Genomic DNA, 16932 nt, shown 5'->3' on the forward strand with positions numbered 1-16932 from the left:
ACGCCCCGCCGTGCCCCGCCCTCGCGGCGCCCGGCGGCGCCCCGCCGCGCCCCGCCCTCGCGGCGCGCGGCGGACGCGTGGGCGCCGGCCCCGGGCCGGTGAGCCGCGGGGTCCGTCCGAGCGTGCAGGATGGAGGCATGGATCTTCGCATCTTCACCGAGCCCCAGCAGGGCGCCACCTACGACACCCTGCTCACCGTCGCCAAGGCCACCGAGGACCTGGGCTTCGACGCCTTCTTCCGCAGTGACCACTACCTCCGCATGGGCAACGTGGACGGCCTGCCCGGCCCCACCGACGCCTGGATCACCCTGGCCGGCCTCGCCCGCGAGACCAAGCGCATCCGCCTGGGCACCCTGATGACCGCCGGCACCTTCCGGCTCCCCGGCGTGCTCGCCATCCAGGTCGCGCAGGTCGACCAGATGTCCGGCGGCCGCGTCGAACTGGGCCTCGGCGCCGGCTGGTTCGAGGAGGAGCACAAGGCGTACGGCATCCCGTTCCCGAAGGAGAAGTTCGCGCGGCTGGAGGAGCAGCTCGCGATCGTCACCGGCCTGTGGGCGACGGAACGGGGCAAGACCTTCGACTTCCACGGCACGTTCTACGACCTCACCGACTCGCCCGCGCTGCCCAAGCCCGCGCAGGCCAAGGTCCCCGTCCTGATCGGCGGCCACGGCGCCACCCGCACCCCCCGGCTGGCCGCCCAGTACGCGGACGAGTTCAACATCCCCTTCGCCTCCATCGAGGACACCGAGCGGCAGTTCGGCCGGGTCCGGGCCGCCGCCGAGGAGGCCGGCCGCGGCGCCGACGCCCTGGTCTACTCCAACGCCCTGGTCGTCTGCGTCGGCCGGGACGACGCCGAGGTCGCCCGCCGCGCCGCCGTCATCGGCCGCGAGGTCGACGAGCTGAAGGCCAACGGCCTGGCGGGCTCCCCGGCCGAGGTGGTCGACAAGATCGGCCGCTACGCCGAGGCCGGCTCCCAGCGGATCTACCTCCAGGTCCTCGACCTGCACGACCTGGACCACCTGGAACTGATCTCCTCCCAGGTCCAGGCCCAGCTCCCGCGATAACGCGAGGAGAGGAAAAGGCGCCGAAAGAAGACGCCGATAAACGAAGGCGCCGGTCCGCACCCTTGTGCGAGGGTATGACCGTCGTCCTGCCGAGCCCCCAGGATCATGCCCTCCTGGGGGCTTTCGCGTACGACGGCACCCCATGTCCGTGTCCGAGCCGGAGAGGCCCTCCGCATGTTCCTGACCATCACCACCACCGGCACGCCCGCCCGCCCCGCCACCGACCTCGGCTACCTGCTGCACAAGCATCCGGACCGGGCGCAGGCGTTCTCCACCTCCTTCGGCACGGCCCACGTGCTCTACCCCGAGGCGGAGGAGCAGCGCTGCACGGCGGCGCTGCTGCTGGAGGTGGACGCGGTGGCGCTGGTCCGGCGCGGCAAGGGCAAGGGCCGGGGCGGCGCCCCCGACGCGGCCCTCGCGCAGTACGTCAACGACCGCCCGTACGCGGCCTCCTCGCTGCTCGCCGTCGCGCTCGGCAGCGTCTTCTCCAGCGCCCTGCGCGGCGTGTGCAAGGCCCGACCCGAGCGCGCCGCCGCGCCGCTGCCGCTGCGGATCGAGGTGCCCGCGCTGCCCGCCCGCGGCGGCCCCGGCCTGGTCCACCGCCTGTTCGAGCCGCTGGGCTGGGCGGTCACCGCCGAACCGGTGCCGCTGGACACCGGGTTCCCCGAGTGGGGCGACTCCCGGTATGTGCGGCTCACCCTGGAGTCCGGGGCGCTCACCCTCGCCGAGGCCCTGCGCCACCTGTACGTCCTGCTGCCGGTGCTGGACGACGCCAAGCACTACTGGGTCGACGCGGACGAGGTGGACAAGCTGCTGCGGGCGGGCGAGGGCTGGCTGCCCGGCCACCCCGAGCAGAAGCTGATCACCAGCCGCTATCTCTCCCGCCGCTGGGCGCTGACCCGCGCGGCGCTGGAGCGCCTGGAGCTGATCCGGCTGGCCGAGACCGACGACAGCGCGGTCGAGGAGATCGACAACGCGGTGGCGGAGGAGCCCGAGACCGAGGGGCCCGAGACCCCGGGGTCCGCGGCCGAGGGGCCCGGCGCCGAGGGGCCCGGGACCGGAGAGCCCGGCGCCGAGGAGCGGCCCGTCCCGCTCGCCGTGCGGCGCCGGGAGGCGATACTCGGCGTGCTCCGCGAGTCCGCCGCCGCCCGCGTCCTCGACCTCGGCTGCGGCGAGGGCCACCTGGTGCGCGAGCTGCTCAAGGAGCCCCGGTTCACCGAGATCGCCGGCGTCGACGTGTCGGTGCGGGCCCTCACCATCGCCTCCCGGCGGCTGGGCCTGGACCGCATGAGCGAGCGGCAGGCCGCCCGGGTCCGCCTCTTCCAGGGCTCACTCGTCTACACCGATCCCCGTCTCAAGGGCTACGACGCCGCCGTGCTCAGCGAGGTGATCGAGCACCTCGACCTGCCCCGGCTGCCCGCCCTGGAGTACGCGGTGTTCGACGCGGCCCGCCCCCGCACGGTCATCGTGACCACGCCGAACGCCGAGTACAACGTGCGCTGGGAGACCCTCCCGGCCGGCCATGTCCGCCACCGCGACCACCGGTTCGAGTGGAGCCGGGAGGAGTTCCGCGGCTGGGCGTCGGCGGTCGCCGAACGGCACGGCTACGAGGTGGGGTTCCGCCCCGTCGGCCCCGACGACCCCGAGGTGGGACCGCCCACCCAGATGGCCGTGTTCACCGCCACCACCCGTACCGAGCAGAACACCCGGACCGAGCAGAACTCCCGTACCGAGCAGAACTCCCGTACCGAGCGGACCACCCGTACCGAGAAGGAGGCGAAGGCCGCATGACCGACACCGACACCGTCACCACCGCCGCCGAGGCCCGCGTCCTGCCCGTCACCGACCTCTCCCTGGTCGTGCTGATCGGCGCCTCCGGCTCCGGCAAGTCCACCTTCGCCCGGCGGCACTTCAAGCCGACCGAGGTGATCTCCTCCGACTTCTGCCGCGGACTGGTCGCCGACGACGAGAACGACCAGAGCGCCAGCCGGGACGCCTTCGACGTCCTGCACTACATCGCGGGCAAGCGCCTCGCGGCCGGCTGGCGCACCGTCGTGGACGCCACCAGCGTGCAGTCCGAGGCCCGCGCCCAGCTCGTCGCGCTGGCCAGACGGCACGACGTGCTGCCCGTCGCCATCGTCCTCGACGTGCCCGAGGAGGTCTGCGCCGAGCGCAACGCCGCCCGCGCCGACCGCGCCGGCATGCCCCGCCGGGTCATCGGCCGGCACATCCGCGAACTCCGCCGCTCCCTGCGCCACCTGGAGCGCGAGGGCTTCCGCAAGGTGCACGTGCTGCGCGGCGTGGCGGAGATCGAGCGGGCCACCGTCGTCACCGAGAAGCGGTACAACGACCTCACCCACCTCACCGGCCCCTTCGACATCATCGGCGATGTGCACGGCTGCGCCTCCGAGCTGGAGACCCTGCTCGCCCGGCTCGGCTACACCGACGGCGTCCACCCCGAGGGCCGCACCGCCGTCTTCGTCGGCGACCTGGTGGACCGCGGACCCGACAGCCCCGGTGTGCTGCGCCGCGTGATGTCCATGGTGAAGTCGGGCAACGCGCTGTGCGTGCCCGGCAACCACGAGAACAAGTACGGCCGCCACCTGCGCGGCCGCAAGGTGCAGCACACCCACGGGCTGGCCGAGACCATCGCGCAGATGGCGGACGAGAGCGAGGAGTTCCGCGCCGAGGTGCGGGAGTTCATCGACGGCCTGGTCAGCCACTACGTCCTCGACGGCGGGCGGCTCGTGGTCTGCCACGCCGGGCTGCCGGAGAAGTACCACGGCCGCACCTCCGGCCGGGTCCGCAGCCACGCCCTGTACGGCGAGACCACCGGGGAGACCGACGAGTTCGGGCTGCCGGTGCGCTACCCGTGGGCCGAGGAGTACCGGGGCCGCGCCGCCGTGGTGTACGGCCACACCCCGGTCCCCGAGGCCACCTGGCTGAACAACACCATCTGCCTGGACACCGGTGCCGTCTTCGGCGGCAGGCTGACCGCGCTGCGCTGGCCGGAGCGGGAGATCGTCGACGTACCCGCCGAGCGGGTCTGGTACGAGCCGGTGAAGCCGCTGCGCGCCGGGGCGCCCGGCGGGCGGGAAGGCCGGCCGCCGGCCCTGGCGGACGTGCACGGCCGCCGCGTGGTGGAGACCCGGTACGCCGGACGCGTCACCGTCCGGGAGGAGAACGCGGCCGCGGCCCTGGAGGTCATGAGCCGCTTCGCCACCGACCCCAGGCTGCTGCCGTACCTGCCGCCGACCATGGCGCCGACCGCCACCTCGCACCGGGACGGCTACCTGGAGCACCCCGAGGAGGCGTTCGCCGGGTACGCGGCGGCCGGGGTCGCCCGGGTGGTGTGCGAGGAGAAGCACATGGGCTCCCGGGCCGTCGTCCTGGTCTGCCGGGACGCCGCGACCGCCGCCGCCCGCTTCGGGGCGGACGGCCCCACCGGGTCCCTCTACACCCGCACCGGCCGCCCGTTCTTCGACGACGCCTCCGTCACCGAGGCGGTCCTCGGCCGGCTGCGCGCGGCGATCGGCGAGGCCGGCCTGTGGGAGCGGCTGGACACCGACTGGATGCTGCTCGACGCGGAGCTGATGCCCTGGTCGCTGAAGGCGTCCGGGCTGCTGCGCGCCCAGTACGCCGCCGTGGGCGCCGCCGCCGGCGCGGCCTTCCCCGGCGCGCTCGCCGCGCTGGAGGGCGCCGCCGCCCGGGGCGTCGACGTCACCGGCCTGCTCGCCCGCCAGCGCGGCCGGGCCGCCGACGCCGCCGCCTTCACCGCCGCCTACCGGCGCTACTGCTGGCCCACCGACGGCCTCGACGGCGTCCGGCTGGCCCCGTTCCAGATCCTCGCCGTCCAGGGCCGGAGCCTGGCCGCCCTGCCGCACGACGAGCAGCTCGCCCTGATCGACCGCCTGGTCGAGCACGACGGCACCGGTCTGCTGCGCACCACCCGCCGGCTGTACGTCGACACCGCCGACCCCGAGTCGGTGCGGGCCGGCGTCGACTGGTGGCTGGAGATGACCGGCCGCGGCGGCGAGGGCATGGTCGTCAAGCCCGTCGGCGCGCTGGTCCGGGACGGCGAGGGGCGACTGGTGCAGCCGGGCGTCAAGTGCCGGGGCCGGGAGTACCTGCGGATCGTCTACGGTCCCGAGTACACCCGCCCGGAGAACCTGGCCCGGCTGCGCAAGCGGTTCCTGAACCACAAGCGGTCGCTCGCGCTGCGCGAGTACGCCCTCGGCCTGGAGGCGCTGGACCGGCTCGCGGACGGCGAGCCGCTGTGGCGGGTGCACGAGGCGGTCTTCGGCGTGCTGGCGCTGGAGTCGGAGCCGGTCGACCCCCGGCTGTGAGCCGGTCGACCCCCGGTCGTGAGCCGGTCGACCCCCGGCTGTGAGCCGGGCCCGCCCCGGGTGGCGGGCGCCGGCCCGCCCCGGGCGCCGCGCGCCGGGCCGTCCGCCGCCCGGGACCGGGGACGCGTGAAGAAGCGTTTCCCCGGTCAGGATGGAGTCATGGGATTCCATGTCGACTCCGAGGCCGGGCGGCTCCGCCGCGTCATCCTGCACCGACCGGACCTGGAGCTGAAGCGCCTCACCCCCAGCAACAAGGACGCCCTGCTCTTCGACGACGTGCTCTGGGTGCGCCGGGCGCGCGCCGAGCACGACGGGTTCGCCGACGTGCTGCGCGACCGGGGCGTCGAGGTGCACCTCTTCGGCGACCTGCTGGCCGAGACCCTGGACGTCCCGGCGGCCCGGGAACTGGTCCTGGACCGGGTCTTCGACGAGAAGGAGTACGGCGTCCTGGCCACCGACCACCTGCGGGCCGCCTTCGAGACGCTGCCCGGCCGGGAGCTGGCCGAGGCGCTGGTGGGCGGGATGACCAAGCGGGAGTACCTGGACGCGCACCCCGAGCCGGTCTCCGTGCGGTTCCACGCCATGGAGCTGGACGACTTCCTGCTCGGCCCGCTGCCCAACCACCTGTTCACCCGGGACACCTCCGCCTGGATCTACGACGGCGTCTCCATCAACGCGATGCGCTGGCCCGCCCGGCAGCGCGAGACCGTCCACTTCGAGGCGATCTACCGCCACCACCCCCTCTTCCGGGACGAGCGCTTCCCCCGCTGGTCCGAGGGGCAGGCCGACTACCCCTCCACCATCGAGGGCGGGGACGTCCTGGTCATCGGCAACGGGGCGGTGCTGATCGGGATGAGCGAGCGCACCACCCCGCAGGCGGTGGAGATGCTCGCCCACAAGCTGTTCGCGGCCGGCTCGGCGACCACCATCGTCGCCCTGGACATGCCGAAGCGCCGGGCCTTCATGCATCTGGACACCGTGATGACCATGGTCGGCGGCGACACCTTCACCCAGTACGCCGGGCTCGGCATGCTCCGCTCGTACACCATCGAGCCGGGCGCCGGGGACAAGGAGCTGAAGGTCACCGACCACCCGCCGGAGCACATGCACCGCGCGATCGCCGCCGCGCTCGGCCTGAGCGAGATCCGGGTGCTGACCGCCACCCAGGACGTGCACGCCGCCGAACGGGAGCAGTGGGACGACGGCTGCAATGTGCTCGCCGTCGAGCCGGGCGTCGTCATCGCCTACGAACGCAACGCCACCACCAACACCCACCTGCGCAAACAGGGCATCGAGGTGATCGAGATCCCGGGCAGTGAACTGGGCCGGGGCCGGGGCGGGCCGCGCTGCATGAGCTGCCCGGTGGAGCGGGACGCCGTACCGGGGTTCTGAATAAGAATTCAGCGGATCGTATAGTATTCCAGAGTCCCTGTTGCCGTATCCCTGGAGCGCCCCCATGGCGACTGTCCCGACCGCCCTCGCCGGCCGCCACTTCCTCAAGGAGCTGGACTTCACCGCGGAGGAGTTCCGCGGCCTGGTCGAGCTGGCCGCCGAGCTGAAGGCCGCCAAGAAGGCCGGGTCCGAGACGCCGTACCTGCGGGGGAAGAACATCGCGCTGATCTTCGAGAAGACCTCGACCCGCACCCGCTGCGCGTTCGAGGTCGCCGCCGCCGACCAGGGCGCCTCGACGACCTACCTGGACCCGGCGGGCTCGCAGATCGGGCACAAGGAGTCGGTGAAGGACACCGCCCGGGTGCTCGGCCGGATGTACGACGGCATCGAGTACCGGGGCGACAGCCAGGCCAAGGTCGAGGAACTCGCCGCCCACGCGGGCGTGCCCGTCTTCAACGGCCTGACCGACGACTGGCACCCCACCCAGATGCTCGCCGACGTGCTCACCATGACCGAGCACACCGCCAAGCCGCTGACCGGGACCGCCTTCGCCTACCTCGGCGACGCCCGCTTCAACATGGGCAACTCCTACCTGGTCACCGGCGCCCTGCTCGGCATGGACGTGCGGATCGTCGCCCCGAAGTCCTACTGGCCCGCCCAGGACGTGGTCGACCGCGCCCAGAAGCTGGCCGCGGCCAGCGGCGCCCGGATCACCCTCACCGAGACCGTGGCGGAGGGCGTGCGCGGCGCCGACTTCGTGGCCACCGACGTCTGGGTCTCCATGGGCGAGCCCAAGGAGGTCTGGGCCGAGCGGATCACCGCCCTCGCCCCGTACGCGGTCACCATGGACGTGCTGCGCGCCACCGGCAACCCGGAGGTGAAGTTCCTGCACTGCCTGCCCGCCTTCCACGACCTGGGCACCAAGGTCGGCCAGGAGATCCACGACGCCTACGGCCTGGACTCCCTGGAGGTCACGGACGAGGTCTTCGAGTCGGAGCACTCCGTGGTCTTCGACGAGGCCGAGAACCGTCTGCACACCATCAAGGCCGTGCTGGTCGCCACCCTGGCCTGACCCGGCCCCCGCCCGACCACGCCGGTCGCCCCACCGACCGGCCCCGCTGTCCTGACCGGCGGCCCGGACCACCCCGTGCCGGCGCCACCGGCCGCGACCACCGTCGCGCCCCGCACCACCAGAAACGAGCACCACCCGCATGCCCCGCGTCAAGTCCCCCCACCTCCTGGTCGCCGAGTCCGGCGCCGACCGCGAAGGCCACGGCCTCAAGCGCACCATGGGGCTGTTCCAGCTCGTGTGCTTCGGGGTCGGCGCCATCGTCGGCACCGGCATCTTCGTCGGCCTGTCCGACTCGGTCGCCGAGGCCGGCCCGGCCGTCGTCGTCTCCTTCGTCCTCGCGGCCGTCACCTGCGTCTTCACCGCCTTCGCCTTCGCCGAGCTGGGCGGCGCGATCCCGGTCTCCGGCTCCTCGTACTCCTTCGCCTACGCCGGGCTCGGCGAGACCACGGCCTTCCTGGTCGGCTGGTGCCTGCTGCTCGAGTACGGGGTGTCGGTCTCCGCGGTCGCCGTCGGCTGGAGCCAGTACGTCAACGAACTGCTGGACAGCGTGCTGGGCGTCCGGTTGCCGCACGCCCTGTCCGCCGGGCCCGGCGACGGGGGAGCGGTCAACCTGCCCGCCGTGATCGTCATCGCCCTGGCCTGCCTGCTGCTGGTGCGCGGGGTGCGCGAGAGCGCCCGCGCCACCGCCGCCATGGCGGTGCTGAAGCTGGCGGTGCTGGCCGCGTTCGTCGCCATCGGCCTCACCGCCTTCCGGGACGGCAACCTCACCCCGTTCTCCCCGGCCGGCCTCGGCGGCATCGGCGCGGGCACCACCGCCGCCTTCTTCTCGTACATCGGCTTCGACGCGATCACCACCGCCGGTGAGGAGGCCAGGAACCCGCGCCGGGACGTCCCCGTGGCCATCCTGGTCTGCATCGGCCTGGTCACCCTGCTGTACTGCGCGGTCGCCCTCGCGGCCATCGGCGCCATCGGCGGCGACGCCGTCGGCGACCGCCCCGCCGCCCTGTCCTACGTGGTCGACGAGGTCACCGGCTCCTCCGCCGGCGGCGCGGTGGTCGCCTTCGGCGCGGTGGTCGCCATCGCCTCGGTGGTGCTGGCGGTGATGTACGGCCAGACCCGCATCCTGATGTCGATGTCCCGGGACGGACTCGTCCCCCGCGTCTTCGAGAAGGTCTCCCCGCGCACCGCCACCCCGGTGGCCGGCACCCTGATCGTGGGCGTCGTCTTCGCCCTCCCGGCCGCCTTCGCCTCACTGGACGCGGTGGTCAACCTCTGCACCATCGGCACCCTGGCCACCATGGCCGCCGTCAACATCGCGGTGATCGCCCTGCGCCGCCGCGAACCCGGCCTGGCCCGCACCTTCCGCGTCCCGCTCTACCCGGTCCTGCCGGTCCTCGGCGTGGTCTGCTGCCTGTACCTGATGTACGAGACGGGCGCCGCGACCTGGCTCCAGTTCGCCGTGTTCCTCGCCGCCGGCCTGGGGGTGTACGCCGCCTACGGCCGCCGCCACTCGCGGCTGGCCCGCACGGCCGACGTCACACCCGGCGCCGCTGAGCGGGTACCGCGGGGAGCCTGAACCAGACCGCCTTGCCCGACCCGGTGGCGCGGTGGCCGCAACTGGAGCTGAGGGCGCGGATCAGCAGCAGCCCGCGCCCGCCCTCCTGCCACGGGTCGGGCTCGGCGAGCACCGGCCGGGTCAGCTCCACCGGCGGCGCCGGGTCCGGATCGTGCACCTCGACCTGGCAACTGGTCGGCAGCAGCTCCACCACCAGCTCGATCGGGGCGTCGCCGGCGGTGTGCTCCACGGCGTTGGCCACCAGCTCGGCGGTGAGCAGCTCGGCGGTGTCGCAGTCGGCCGTGTGCGCCAGCTCGGTCAGCGCGGTGCGGATCAGGGCACGGGCCACCGGCACGGCCGCGGCGGTGTGCGGCAGCGCGACGCGCCAGGAGGCGGGAGCGGAGGAACGTTCGTGCACGGGGGGTTTCCGTTCATGGAGCAGGCGGTGCTGTCCTGCTTTCAACCTTATGAATGGTACGACCCCGCCCGACAGGGTCCTTCGACGGGCACCGGCCGGGACCTTCGGCGCCCGGCCCGTCCGGTCCGCTGCTGTCTCGCACTCGTGACGGCAGTCACGGACCGGTGATAGCTTCGGAGGTTCCGAGGCCGTGCCCGCCCCTCCGAGGAGGCCGCCCGCCATGAGTCCCTTCACCGGCTCCGCCGCCCGCACCCCGGCCTGGCACCACCTCCGCGTCGAGCGCGCCGACGGCGTCGCCACCGTCACCCTCGCCCGCCCCGAGAAGCTCAACGCGCTCACCTTCGGCGCCTACGCCGACCTGCGCGACCTGCTGGCCGAGCTGTCCCGGGAGCGGGCGGTGCGCGCCCTGGTGCTGGCCGGCGAGGGCCGGGGCTTCTGCTCCGGCGGCGACGTGGAGGAGATCATCGGCGCGACCCTGGCGCTGGACGCCGCCGGGCTCCTCGACTTCAACCGGATGACCGGCCAGGTGGTCCGCGCGGTACGGGAAGCCCCGTTCCCCGTGATCGCCGCCCTGCACGGGGTCGCCGCCGGGGCCGGCGCGGTGCTCGCGCTGGCCGCCGACTTCCGCGTGGCCGACCCCACCACCCGGTTCGCCTTCCTCTTCACCCGCGTCGGCCTCTCCGGCGGCGACATGGGCGCCGCCTACCTGCTGCCCCGCGTGGTCGGCCTGGGCCACGCCACCCGCCTGCTGATGCTCGGCGACCCGGTCCCCGCCGCCGAGGCCGAACGCATCGGCCTGCTCACCCACCTGACCGCACCGGGCCGCGCCGACGACACCGCCCGGGAGCTGGCCCGCCGCCTCGCCGAGGGCCCCGCCCTCGCCCAGGCCCAAACCAAGGCCCTGCTCACGGCGGAACTGGACATGCCGCTGCCGGCCGCGGTCGAACTCGACGCGGCCACCCAGTCCCTGCTGATGACGACCGAGGACTACAAGGAGTTCCACGCGGCCTTCACCGCGAAGCGCCGCCCGAAGTGGACCGGACGGTGACCTCCCCGGCGGCGCGCGAAGCCGCGCGACCGGCCGTGGCGGACCCGCCCCCGACCGCGCACCGCATAGCCGTCACCGGCGGCGGCCCCGGCGGCCTCTACACCGCCGCCCTGCTCAAACGCCTCGACCCCACCCGGGACATCACCCTCTGGGAACGCAACCCCCCGGACACCACCTTCGGCTTCGGCGTGGTCCTCTCCGACGAGACCCTCGGCGGCATCGAACACGCCGACCCCGCCGTCCACGCGGCCCTGCGCGCCCACCTCGTCCGCTGGAACGACATCCACATCGTCCACCGGGGCACCCGGCACACCACCACCGGCCACGGCTTCGCGGCCGTCGAGCGGCGCCGCCTGCTGGCCCTGCTCCAGGCCCGCTGCCGCTCCCTCGGCGTGCGCCTGCGCTTCGCCACCGAGGCCCCGCCCCCGCCCCGTCTCTCCGCGGCGTACGACCTGGTCGTGGCCGCCGACGGCATCCACAGCACCACCCGCCGCACCTACGCCCACGCCTTCCGCCCGCACCTCACCGCGCACCGCTGCCGCTACCTCTGGCTGGCCACCGACTTCGCGTTCGACGCCTTCCGCTTCGAGTTCGCCGAGACCGAACACGGCCTGATGCACCTGCACGGCTACCCCTACGCCCCCGACGCCTCCACGGTGATCGTCGAGATGCGCGAGGAGGTCTGGCGGCGGGCCGGCTTCGACACCCCGGACACCGCCGCCTCCGTCGACCGCTGCGCCCGGATCTTCGCGGAGGCGCTGCGGGGCCGGCCCCTGCGGTCCAACGACTCCGCCTGGACCACGTTCCGCACGCTCGTCACCGAGCGCTGGTCGCACGGCAACGTCGTCCTGCTCGGCGACGCCGCCCACACCGCCCACTTCTCCATCGGCTCCGGCACCAAGCTCGCCGTCGAGGACGCCGTCGCCCTGGCCGCCGCCCTCGCGGAACAGGACACCCTCGCCCGGGCCCTGACCGCCTACGAGGAGGAGCGGCGCCCCGTCGTCGCCTCCACCCAGCGCGCGGCCCACGCCAGCCTGGAGTGGTTCGAGGAGCTGCCGTTCCGGCTGGACCAGCCGCCCCGCCGGTTCGCCTTCGACCTGCTCACCCGCAGCCGCCGGGTCACCCACGCCGGCCTGCGGCTGCGCGACCCCCGCTTCACCGCCTCCGTCGAGCGGGAGTTCGGCTGCCCGCCCGGCACCCCGCCGATGTTCACCCCGTTCTCCCTGCGCGGCCTCACCCTGCGCAACCGCGTCGTGGTCTCCCCGATGGACATGTACTCGGCCGTCGACGGCGTCCCCGGCGACTTCCACCTCGTCCACCTCGGCGCCCGCGCCCTGGGCGGCGCCGCGCTGGTGATGACCGAGATGGTCTGCGTCAGCCCCGAGGGCCGGATCACCCCGGGCTGCGCCGGCCTCTACACCGCCCGGCAGGCCGAGGCGTGGGCACGCGTGGTGGCCTTCGTGCACGACCGGGCCCCGGGCACCGCGATCGGCGTCCAGCTCGGCCACAGCGGACGCAAGGGCTCGACCCGCCGGATGTGGGAGGGCAGGGACGAACCGCTGCCCGACGGCAACTGGCCGCTGGTCGCCGCCTCCCCGCTGCCGTACACCCCGCGCAGCCAGGTCCCCCGCGAGCTGACCGGGGCCCGGCTCACCGAGGTGCGCGAGCAGTTCACCGCCGCCGCCCGGCGGGCCGCCCGCGCCGGGTTCGACCTGCTGGAGCTGCACTGCGCCCACGGCTACCTGCTGTCCGGGTTCCTCTCCCCGCTCACCAACCGGCGCACCGACGCCTACGGCGGCACCCTGGCCCACCGGCTCCGCTTCCCGCTGGAGGTCTTCGACGCGGTACGGGGCGTGTGGCCCGGGGAACGGCCCATGACGGTACGGATCTCCGCCACCGACTGGGCCGAGGGCGGCACCAGCGCCGAGGACGCGGTGGAGATCGCCCGCGCCTTCGCCGCGCACGGCGCCGACGCCGTCGACGTCTCCACCGGTCAGGTCGTCGCCGCGGAACGCCCCCGGTACGGACGGTCGTACCAGACGCCGTACGCCGACCGCGTCCGGCACCAGGCACGGGTGCCGGTGATCGCGGTCGGCGCGATCTCCTCCTGGGACGACGTCAACTCACTGATCCTGGCCGGGCGCGCCGACCTGTGCGCGCTCGGCCGCCCGCACCTGTACGACCCGCACTGGACCCTGCACGCGGCGGCCGAGCAGGGCTACGACGGTCCGGGCGTGCGCTGGCCCGACCCGTACCGCGCGGGCAGCCGCCCGCCGCCTACCGGCCGCGCCGACGCGCCCCGGCCCCGGTTCACACCGGGGCGGTGAGCGCGACCATGCCGGCGGTGAGCGTCGCCCCGTCGGCCGGGTCGATCAGCAGGAACGCGCCGGTGCGCCGGGAGACCGCGTAGTCGTCCAGCGGCAGCGGCTCGGCGGTGCGCAGGACGATCCGGCCGAGGTCGTTGACGGCCAGGCGGTCCGCGCCGCCGAGGTCCCGGACCACCGCCCGTACCGTGCGGGTGCCGTGCCGCAGCAGCACCCGGTCCCCGGTCGCCAGCGGCCGGTCGGCGAGATGGCAGACGGCGGCGCGGACGTCCTGGGTGAGCGTCGGCGCGTCCACCCCCGCCGTGATCAGGTCGCCGCGCGCGATGTCCCGCTGGTCCGTCAGACGCAGGCTCACCGACTGGGAGGCGTGTGCCGCGCCGGCCGGTGTGCCGAGGACGTCGATGCCGGCGATCTCGGAGGTCTCCCCGGACGGGTGCACGGTCACCCGGTCGCCCACCCGCAACACCCCCGAGGCCACCTGCCCGGCGTAGTACCGCCGCTCGCCGTGCCGGATCACGTACTGCACCGGGAACCGGGCGGGCGCGTCGGCCGGCCCGGCCGCGACCGGCACGGTCTCCAGGTGCTCCAGGACGGTGGGCCCGCCGTACCAGTCCATGCGGGCGGAGGGCTCGACGACGTTGTCACCGGCCAGCGCCGAGACCGGGACGGCGGTGACCTCCGGGACGCCCAGCTCGATGGCGTACTTGGCGAACTCCTCGGCGATCTCCTCGAACACCCCTTCCTGGTAGCCGACGAGGTCCATCTTGTTGACGGCGAGGACGACGTGCGGGACGCGCAGCAGCGCGGCGATGGCGGCGTGCCGGCGGGTCTGCTCGACCACGCCGTTGCGGGCGTCGACCAGCACCACGGTCAGCTCGGCGGTGGAGGCGCCGGTGACCATGTTGCGGGTGTACTGCACGTGCCCGGGGGTGTCGGCGAGGATGAACCGGCGCCGAGGGGTGGCGAAGTAGCGGTAGGCCACGTCGATGGTGATGCCCTGTTCCCGCTCGGCCCGCAGGCCGTCGGTGAGCAGCGCCAGATCCGGTCCCTCGCCCCGGGACGCCCGCCGCACCGCCTCCAGTTGGTCGGCCAGCACCGACTTGGAGTCGTGCAGCAGCCGTCCGACGAGGGTGGACTTGCCGTCGTCCACCGAACCGGCGGTCGCGAACCGCAAGGTGTCCACAGTGGCCATGGCTAGAAGTACCCCTCCCGTTTGCGGTCTTCCATCGCGGCCTCGGAGAGTTTGTCGTCGGCGCGGGTGGCGCCGCGTTCGGTGAGGCGGGAGGCGGCGATCTCGGCGATGACCTTGTCGATGGTGTCGGCGTCGGAGTCGACGGCGCCGGTGCAGGACATGTCGCCGACGGTGCGGTAGCGCACCCGGCGCTTGTGCACCGTCTCGCCGTTCTTGGGGCCGCCCCAGGCGCCGGGGGTGAGCCACATGCCGGCGCGGGAGAAGACCTCGCGTTCGTGGGCGAAGTAGATCTCGGGCAGGGCGATGTCCTCGCGGGCGATGTACTGCCAGACGTCGAGTTCGGTCCAGTTGGACAGGGGGAAGACGCGGACGTGTTCGCCGGGGGCGTGGCGGCCGTTGTAGAGGTTCCACAGCTCGGGGCGCTGGCGGCGGGGGTCCCACTGGGAGAACTCGTCGCGCAGGGAGAAGACACGTTCCTTCGCGCGGGCCTTCTCCTCGTCGCGGCGTCCGCCGCCGAAGACGGCGTCGAACCGCTCGCTCTGGATCTTCTCGGTCAGGGGGAGGGTCTGGAGGGGGTTGCGGGTGCCGTCGGGGCGTTCCTTGAGCACACCGCGGTCGATGTAGTCCTGGACGGAGGCGACATGGAGGCGCAGCCCGTGGGCGGCCACCACACGGTCGCGGTACTCAAGGACTTCGGGGAAGTTGTGTCCGGTGTCCACATGGAGCAGGGCGAACGGCACCGGCGCGGGTGTGAACGCCTTGAGGGCGAGGTGGAGCATGACGATGGAGTCCTTGCCGCCGGAGAAGAGGATCACCGGCTTCTCGAACTCGCCCGCCACCTCGCGGAAGATGTGCACCGCCTCCGACTCCAGCGCGTCCAGGTGCGACAGGGCGAAGAGGCTCACACCAGCCCCCGCTCCGCCAGCACCGCGAACACCGCGTCGGCCGACTCCTGCGGCGTCTGGTCCTGCGTCGGCAGCACCAGCGCCGGGTCGACCGGCGGCTCGTACGGGTCGTCGACCCCCGTCAGCCCGGTCAGCCGGCCCTCGGCCTGCCGGGCGTACAGCCCCTTGACGTCCCGCTCGCTGCACACCTCGACCGGCGTGGCCACGTGCACCTCGATGTACGGTGTCCCGCTCGCCTCGTGCCGCTTGCGGACCGCCTCGCGGCTGTCGGCGTACGGGGCGATGACGGGGACGACGGAGAGCACGCCGTTGCGGGCGAGCACCTCGGAGACCAGACCGATGCGCTGCACATTGGTGTGGCGGTCCTCGCGGCTGAAACCGAGACCGGCCGAGAGGAAACGGCGGATCTCGTCGCCGTCGAGGACCTCCACGCGGCGCCCCCGCGCCGTCAGCCGGTGGTCGAGCAGTCGGGCGATGGTCGTCTTGCCTGCGCTCGGCAGCCCGGTGAGCCAGACGGTGGCTCCCCGCGGCCGTGCCGTGGTGGTCATGCGCAAAGTCCTCTTCTCCCTACTTCCCCCCGCGGACGACACTTCGGACAGTAGGTAAGAAACTTGAGAGCAGGGACAGAGGAACCTGAGGGTTTTCTAAGGGCATGTCCGGTGTGCCCGGCCGCGCGGGGGCGGCGCACTGCCGGTCAGCGCCTGGTCAGCGGCCCCCTGCGGGACCGTACGGGCGCCTTTCACAGAAGTGACCGAGCCGCGTTCACAACCGCGCCCGGCGGACAGCCCGTTCACAGCCCCGCGAAGGCGGCCCCCGCGTCCCGCAGCCGTTCGTGCAGGGCCCGGAAGACGGCCGCCGAACGGGTCCCCGGCCAGTCCTCGGGCAGCAGGCGCGCGGGCAGCCCCGGGTCGACGTAGGGCAGGTGCCGCCAGGAGTCCAGGGCCAGCAGGTAGTCCCGGTAGGCGTCCTCCGGCGCGGCGGCGGCGTCCCCGCGCTCCTCCCAGTCGCGCAGCACGCGCGCGTGCCGGTCGAGGAACGCCTGGTGCTCCTTGGCGATCGCCGCCAGGTCCCACCAGCGGGCCACCGCCCGCGCGGTCGGGGTGAAGCCGAGGTGCTCGCCGCGGAAGAAGTCCACGTACCCGTCGAGTCCGAGCTGCCCGAGCGTGTGCCGGGTCTCCTCGTAGAGCCGGGCGGGGGCGATCCAGACGCCCGGCGCGGCGGTGCCGAAACCCAGCGCGGCGAGACGGGACCGCAGTATGTGACGTTTCTGCCGCTCGGATTCCGGGACCGAGAACACGGCGAGCACCCAGCCCTCGTCCGCGGGCGGCTCCGTGGCGTAGATCCGCCGGTCGCCGTCCTCCAGCAACTGCCGGGCCCGCGCCGACAGTTCGTACCCGGCGGCGCCCTCGGCGGTGCGGGCCGGCAGCAGCAGGCCGCGCCGCTTCAGCCGGGACACCGAGGAACGGACGGAGGGCGCGTCCACGCCCACCGCGGCCAGCAGCCGGATCAGCTCCGCGACGGGCACCGGGCCCGGCGCGAAGCGGCCGTACGCGCCGTAGAGCGTGACGATCAGGGACCGTGGAGCATGCTGGTCGGACACGTTGATCATCTTAGGT

Annotated in this window: 13 protein-coding genes; 8 read left to right on the forward strand and 5 right to left on the reverse strand. The window is 73.7% G+C overall.

The window, feature by feature from the left end; translation table 11 throughout:
- The first annotated feature begins 137 nt into the window (after positions 1-137).
- From IE316_RS18995 to IE316_RS19020, 6 genes are all read left to right on the forward strand, one after another.
- Positions 138-1064 carry an LLM class F420-dependent oxidoreductase gene (locus tag IE316_RS18995; protein WP_190205594.1) on the forward strand — a complete coding sequence of 309 codons (927 nt, stop codon included), beginning with the start codon at positions 138-140 and terminating at the stop codon, positions 1062-1064.
- 174 nt (positions 1065-1238) lie between these two features.
- The gene (locus IE316_RS19000) at positions 1239-2855 is read left to right on the forward strand and encodes a 3' terminal RNA ribose 2'-O-methyltransferase Hen1 (protein WP_190205595.1); all 1617 of its coding nucleotides are present in this window, start codon (positions 1239-1241) and stop codon (positions 2853-2855) included.
- A complete protein-coding gene (locus tag IE316_RS19005) occupies positions 2852-5410 on the forward strand; it encodes a polynucleotide kinase-phosphatase (RefSeq protein ID WP_190205596.1) in 2559 nt (852 codons plus the stop codon). Before IE316_RS19000 ends, IE316_RS19005 begins: the two co-directional genes overlap by 4 nt.
- A gap of 159 nt (positions 5411-5569) precedes the next feature.
- Positions 5570-6802, forward strand: a complete 1233-nt coding sequence (locus IE316_RS19010; RefSeq protein WP_190205597.1) for an arginine deiminase — start codon at positions 5570-5572, stop codon at positions 6800-6802.
- Positions 6803-6866: 64 nt separating this feature from the next.
- Positions 6867-7874 carry an ornithine carbamoyltransferase gene (gene argF, locus IE316_RS19015; protein ID WP_190205598.1) on the forward strand — a complete coding sequence of 336 codons (1008 nt, stop codon included), beginning with the start codon at positions 6867-6869 and terminating at the stop codon, positions 7872-7874.
- Positions 7875-8013: 139 nt separating this feature from the next.
- Positions 8014-9450 carry an amino acid permease gene (locus IE316_RS19020; protein WP_190205599.1) on the forward strand — a complete coding sequence of 479 codons (1437 nt, stop codon included), beginning with the start codon at positions 8014-8016 and terminating at the stop codon, positions 9448-9450.
- Here the strand turns inward: IE316_RS19020 and IE316_RS19025 are convergent.
- Entirely contained in the window at positions 9410-9847 is a 438-nt protein-coding gene (locus tag IE316_RS19025) for an ATP-binding protein (protein WP_190205600.1), read from the reverse strand. The genes IE316_RS19020 and IE316_RS19025 overlap by 41 nt on opposite strands.
- Positions 9848-10067: 220 nt before the next feature.
- Here IE316_RS19025 and IE316_RS19030 point away from each other — a divergent pair, with 220 nt between their 5' ends.
- Both IE316_RS19030 and IE316_RS19035 read left to right on the forward strand, forming a co-directional pair.
- On the forward strand, positions 10068-10895 hold the full coding sequence (locus IE316_RS19030) for an enoyl-CoA hydratase family protein (RefSeq protein WP_190205601.1): 828 nt from the start codon (positions 10068-10070) through the stop codon (positions 10893-10895).
- A gap of 35 nt (positions 10896-10930) precedes the next feature.
- Positions 10931-13222, forward strand: coding sequence for a bifunctional salicylyl-CoA 5-hydroxylase/oxidoreductase (locus IE316_RS19035; RefSeq protein WP_229910462.1), 2292 nt, complete (start codon positions 10931-10933; stop codon positions 13220-13222).
- Here the strand turns inward: IE316_RS19035 and IE316_RS19040 are convergent.
- From IE316_RS19040 to IE316_RS19055, 4 genes are all read right to left on the reverse strand, one after another.
- A complete protein-coding gene (locus IE316_RS19040; RefSeq protein WP_190205603.1) occupies positions 13206-14411 on the reverse strand; it encodes a sulfate adenylyltransferase subunit 1 in 1206 nt (401 codons plus the stop codon). The two genes, IE316_RS19035 and IE316_RS19040, sit on opposite strands and share 17 nt — an antisense overlap.
- 2 nt (positions 14412-14413) lie before the next feature.
- Positions 14414-15316, reverse strand: coding sequence for a sulfate adenylyltransferase subunit CysD (cysD, locus tag IE316_RS19045; protein ID WP_190205604.1), 903 nt, complete (start codon positions 15314-15316; stop codon positions 14414-14416).
- Positions 15313-15864, reverse strand: a complete 552-nt coding sequence (cysC, locus tag IE316_RS19050; protein ID WP_190205605.1) for an adenylyl-sulfate kinase — start codon at positions 15862-15864, stop codon at positions 15313-15315. Before cysC ends, cysD begins: the two co-directional genes overlap by 4 nt.
- A gap of 242 nt (positions 15865-16106) precedes the next feature.
- Entirely contained in the window at positions 16107-16925 is an 819-nt protein-coding gene (locus tag IE316_RS19055; protein ID WP_190205606.1) for a PaaX family transcriptional regulator, read from the reverse strand.
- Positions 16926-16932: the final 7 nt, after the last annotated feature.

Origin of the sequence: Streptomyces fumanus, from assembly GCF_014655295.1 — a bacterium.
Classification (GTDB): Bacteria; Actinomycetota; Actinomycetes; order Streptomycetales; family Streptomycetaceae; genus Streptomyces; species Streptomyces fumanus.